Here is a 5331-nt window from a genome sequence, read left to right on the forward strand (position 1 = left end):
CCCCGAGAAGCTTGACGGCCATGGCGGGCCACTGCGCGCCCTGACCGGGAAACACGAGCGCCGGATCACCCAGCAACCGGCCCGCGCCCCGCACCACACCGACAAGCTCACCCACACCCACACCCACACCCACACCCACAGCGGCGTCCGTGTCCGTGTCGGCGTCGGTGTCGGCCAGCGCGCGCAGGCGGGTCACCAGTTGCGCGCGGTCGTCCCCGGAGACCGCGGCGCGGTGCTCGAACACCGTCCGCGAGCCCGCCAGCATGCGCGCCACCGCGTCCGCGGACAGGTCCGGATAACGCTCCAGGAAATCCGCCACCCGCCCCGCCTGGGCCCGCAACGCACCCTCACCACGCCCCGACAACAGCATCGGCACCACCACCCCGGACGGCCCTGCCTCGGCCTCGGGAACAAGCCCGGCGGGCGCCTCCTCCAGGATCAGATGCGCGTTCGTCCCACTGATCCCGAACGACGAGACGCCGGCGCGGCGCGGTGTGCCGGTGCGCGGCCAGGGTTGATTGTCCGTCAGCAGTCGGGCCTGGCCCATGTTCCAGTCGACGTGGGGTGACGGCTCGTCGATGTGGAGGGTGCGCGGCAGGGTGTCGTGGCTCATCGCCATGACCATCTTGATGACCCCCGCGACGCCCGCGGCCGCCTGGGTGTGACCGATGTTCGACTTCACCGACCCCAGCAGAAGCGGCTCTCCCGCCGGACGGTCCTGACCATAGGTCGCCAGGAGCGCCTGAGCCTCGATGGGATCACCGAGCGTGGTGCCGGTGCCGTGCGCCTCGACGGCGCTGATCTCGGCCGGGGCGAGACCGGCCTGCGCCAGCGCGGTACGGATCACCCGCTGCTGCGCGGGACCGTTCGGCGCGGTCAGACCGTTGGAGGCGCCGTCCTGGTTCACCGCCGACCCCCGCACCACGGCCAACACCGGATGCCCCAGCCGACGCGCGTCCGAGAGCCGCTCCAGCAGCACCAGGCCGACACCCTCCGCGAAACCGGTGCCGTTCGCCCCCGCCCCGAACGCCCGGCACCGACCGTCGGCCGACATGGCGCGCTGCCGGCTGAAGGCGGTGAACGTACCGGGCGTCGCGATGACGGTGGCGCCGCCCGCGAGGGCGAGGGAGCACTCCCCCTGCCGCAGCGACTGCGCCGCCAGATGGATCGCCACCAGCGACGACGAACACGCCGTATCCACCGTGATCGCCGGCCCCAGCAGACCCAGCTGGTACGAGAGCCGGCCGGAGATCACACTCGTGGCGTTGCCCGTGAGGAGCATGCCGTCCAGCCCCTCCGGGGCCTCGTGCAGCAGGGTCGAGCCGTACTCCTGGGCGATCGCGCCGACGAACACGCCTGCCGTGCTGTTGCCGAGGGACGTCGGGTCGATGCCCGCGCGCTCGAAGGTCTCCCAGGCCGTCTCCAGCAGCAGCCGCTGCTGCGGATCCATCGTCAGCGCCTCACGCGGCGATATCCCGAAGAACGCCTCGTCGAACCGCCCCGCGCCGTCCAGGAAGCCACCGTTGCGGCTGTAGGACGTGCCCGGCTTGTCCGGGTCGGGGTCGTACAGGGCGTCCAGGTCCCAGCCGCGGTCGGTGGGGAACTCGCCGATCGCGTCGGTTCCGGACCGCAGCAGCTCCCACAGGTCCTCCGGGCCCGCGACCCCTCCTGGCAGGCGGCATCCCATCGCGACGATGACGATGGGGTCGCCGTCCGTCGCGGTGCCCGGCCGGAGCGCCGGGACGGACGCGGCTGACGTGGCGCCGTCGCGGATCTCGGCCAGGTGCTCCGCCAGGGCCTGCGGGGTCGGATGGTCGAAGACGACGGTCGGGGCCAGCCGCAGACCGGTCGCGGTGTTGAGGCGGTTGCGCAGCTCGACGGCGGAGAGCGAGTCGAAGCCGACGTCCTTGAACACGCTGTCGGCACGTACGGCCTGCGGCGACTCGTGTCCCAGGACCGCCGCGGCGTGCCGGCGCACGACGTCGAGCAGGGCGCGTTCGGCCTCCTGCGACGAGAGTCCGGCGAGCCACGCGCCGGCGTCCTCCGCGTCACCGGACTCGGCGGCGGCGGTACGCCGCGTGACGCCGCGGACGAGACCGCTCAGCAGCGTGGGCACCCCGCCGGAACGCCGGCGCAGGGCGGCGTGGTCGAAGCGCGCGGCGACGAAGGCGGCCCCCTGGCGGGCGACGGCGGCGTCGAGAAGGGTCAGTCCTTGTTCGGCGGAGAGCGGCCGGACGCCGTTGCGGGCGATGCGGACGCGGTCGGTGTCACCCAGGTGTGCGGTCAGGCCGCCGTCCTCCCAGAGGCCCCAGGCCACCGTGGTGGCGGGCAAGCCGAGCGAACGCCGGTGCTCCGAGAGGGCGTCGAGGAAGGCGTTGGCCGCGGCGTAGTTGGCCTGTCCGACGCCGCCGAGCGTGCCGGCGACCGACGAGAACAGGACGAAGTGCGTGAGGTCGGCGTCGCGCGTGAGGTCGTGCAGGTGCAGCGCCGCGTCCACCTTGGGCCGCATCACGGTGTCGACCTGCTCCGGGGACAGACCGGACACCGTCCCGTCGTCCAGGACGCCGGCGCTGTGCACCACGGCGATCAGGGGCCGGTCGAGGCCTTCGAGCACAGCGGCCAGGGCGTCCCGGTCGGCCACGTCGCACGCTTCGACGGTCACGGACGCGCCCAGGGCGGCGAGTTCGTCGATCAGGTCGGCGGCGCCCTCGGCCGAGCGTCCGCTTCTGCTCAGCAGCAGCAGGTGGCGGGCGCCGTGCGTGGCGACCATGTGCCGGGCGACGAGCCGGCCCAGGCCGGTGGTCCCGCCGGTGACGAGGGTGACGCCCTCGGGATCGAGCGTCCGCGGTTCTGCGGGCGGCAGGTCGGCCGCGTGCGTCAGGCGGGGGACCAGCACAAGGCCCGCGCGCACGGCAGTCTGAGGCTCGTCGGAGGCGACCGCGGCACGCAGCCCCGGCACGTCCGCGGCACCGGCCGGGGAGTCCGCACCGGGGTCCAGGTCGATCAGGACGAGGCGTCCGGGGTGTTCGGCCTGCACCGTCCGGGCGAGACCCCACACGGAGGCCCCGGCCAGGTCGGCCACGCCGGACGCGGGATCGGCCGCCACGGCGCCACGGGTCACGAGGACCAGTCGAGTGGCCTCGTACCGGTCGTCGCGCAACCAGCGCTGCACCTGCGCGAGGGCTACCTGTACACGGGCACGGGCCGCGGCGGCGGTGTCGCAGGATTCCGCTGCGGGACGGTCACAGAGCAGGAGCAGGGTGTCGGGCGCGGGCCCCGTGGCGTCCGCCGCGAGGTCCGGCGCACCCTGCGCGTCGAAGCCCGTGTCGGTGAGGACGGAGGCGACCTGTGAGGCGTCGGGTCCCACCACGAGCCATCGGCCTTCGGGCTGCGGCACGGGTGGGGTCGCCAGGGGCTTCCACTGCGTGTGCAGCAGCATCTGCCGGACGGTCCCGTCCGCGGCGGACGCCTCTCCTTCCCCCATGGGCCGCGTCGACAGGGTGCCGACGGAGACGACCGGGGCTCCCGCCGGGTCCACGGCGAGCAGCGCGACGCCCTCCGGCTCCGCCCAGGTCAGCCGGACTCGCAGCGTGGTGGCCCCGGAGGCGTGCAGCCGCACACCGTGCCAGGCGAACGGCAGGCTGAGCGGCCGGGACTCGTCCTTGTCCACCTCGCCCAGGACGTCGGGGTGGAGGGCCGCGTCCAGCAGTGCCGGGTGCAGACCCCAGTCGTCGGCCGTTTCCCCCTCGGGCAGGGCGATCTCGGCGAAGACTTCCGCGTTCCTGCGCCACATGGCCCGCAGGCCTCGGAAGGCGGGGCCGTATCCGTACCCGGCCCGGGTCATCCGCTCGTAGGCGTCCGCGACGGGCACCGCCTCCGCGCCCTGCGGCGGCCACGTCGCCAGCGCTTCGGCGGCGTCGGTGTCATCCGGCAGGGCGGGGACCAGGAAGCCGCGGGCGTGCCGGGACCACAGCGGGTCGGCCGTCGACTCGGCGCCGCTCTGCGGCGCGGAGTGGAAGCTCACCGCGCGGCGGCCCGACGCGTCCGGCGCCCCGACGGTCAACTGCAGGCTGACGGTCTGCTGCGCCGCGACCACGAGCGGGGCCTCGAGGACCAGTTCCTCCAGGCAGGGGGCGCCCACTTCGTCACCGGCCCGGATCGCGGCCTCGACGAAAGCCGTGCCGGGAAGCAGGACGGACCCGCGCACCACGTGGTCGGCAAGCCATGGATGCGTGGCCGCCGAGACCCGCCCGGTGAACACCACGCCTTCCTCGTCCGCGCGGTGGATCGCGGCGCCCAGCAGCGGGTGGACGACGGGGCGCAGGCCGAACGTCTGCGGGTCACCGCCGGTGGGTGTGCTGAGCCAGTGGTGGGTGCCTTGGAAGGGGTAGGTGGGGAGGTCGGGGTGGGGGGGCGTGGGGGTGGGGCGGAGGGTGACGCCGTGGGTCCAGGCGGTGCTGAGGGCGTGGGTGAAGTCGTGGGCGTCGCCGTGGTCGCGGTGCAGGGTGGCCAGGACCACGGGTTCGTCGGCGGGATGGTCGAGGGTCTGGAGCGTCTCCTGGGTCGGCAGGGTGAGGACCGGATGCGGGCTGACCTCGATGTAGGCGGTGACGCCGGCGTGGGCGAGCGCCTCGGTGGCGGCCTGGTAGTCGACGGTGTGACGCAGGTTCCGGTACCAGTACTCGCCGTCGAGATCGGCGCCGTCCACCGGGCCGCCGGTCAGCGAGGAGTAGAAGGCCAGATCACCGCTGCGCGGTGACACCGGCGCCAGCGCTTCCAGCAACGGCTCGCGTATCGCCTCGACATGGGAGGAGTGGGAGGCGTAGTCGACCGGCACCCGCCGGAACCTTCTCTGATGCTCCTCGCACCAGAGGGCGAGCTGGTCCAGTGCGTCCGCGGGACCGGACACGACCGTGCTGGCCGGGCTGTTGACCGCCGCGATCTCCAGCCCGAAACGGGCCGCGACGGTCTCGGCCTCCTCACGCGGCAGCGCCAGCGACGTCATCCCGCCCTCGCCCGCGATGCCGTTGATGAGCTGCGAACGCAGCGCCACCACCCGTGCGCCGTCGGAGAGGGAGAGCGCGCCCGACACCGTGGCGGCGGCGATCTCACCCTGCGAGTGCCCCACCACCGCCGCGGGACGGACCCCCGCCGCCTGCCAGTGCGCAGCGAGAGAGACCATGACCGCCCACAGCGCGGGCTGCACCACGTCGACCCGCGAGAAGTCGGGCTGCCCCTCGTCCCCGCGCAGCACCGCGAACAGGTCCCACTCCACGAACGGCTCCAGTGCCCGACGGCACTGCCCGAGGCGATCGGCGAAGGGACCGCCCT

1 protein-coding gene is annotated in these 5331 nt (G+C 73.9%); it reads right to left on the reverse strand.

Annotated features, from left to right (window positions below; genetic code table 11):
• On the reverse strand, nt 1–5275 hold a 5275-nt coding region (locus Sri02f_RS40690; protein WP_245971036.1), incomplete at its 3' end, for a type I polyketide synthase.
• Nucleotides 5276–5331 lie beyond the last annotated feature (56 nt).

The organism is Streptomyces rishiriensis (assembly GCF_003112535.1).
Lineage (GTDB): Bacteria > Actinomycetota > Actinomycetes > Streptomycetales > Streptomycetaceae > Streptomyces > Streptomyces rishiriensis.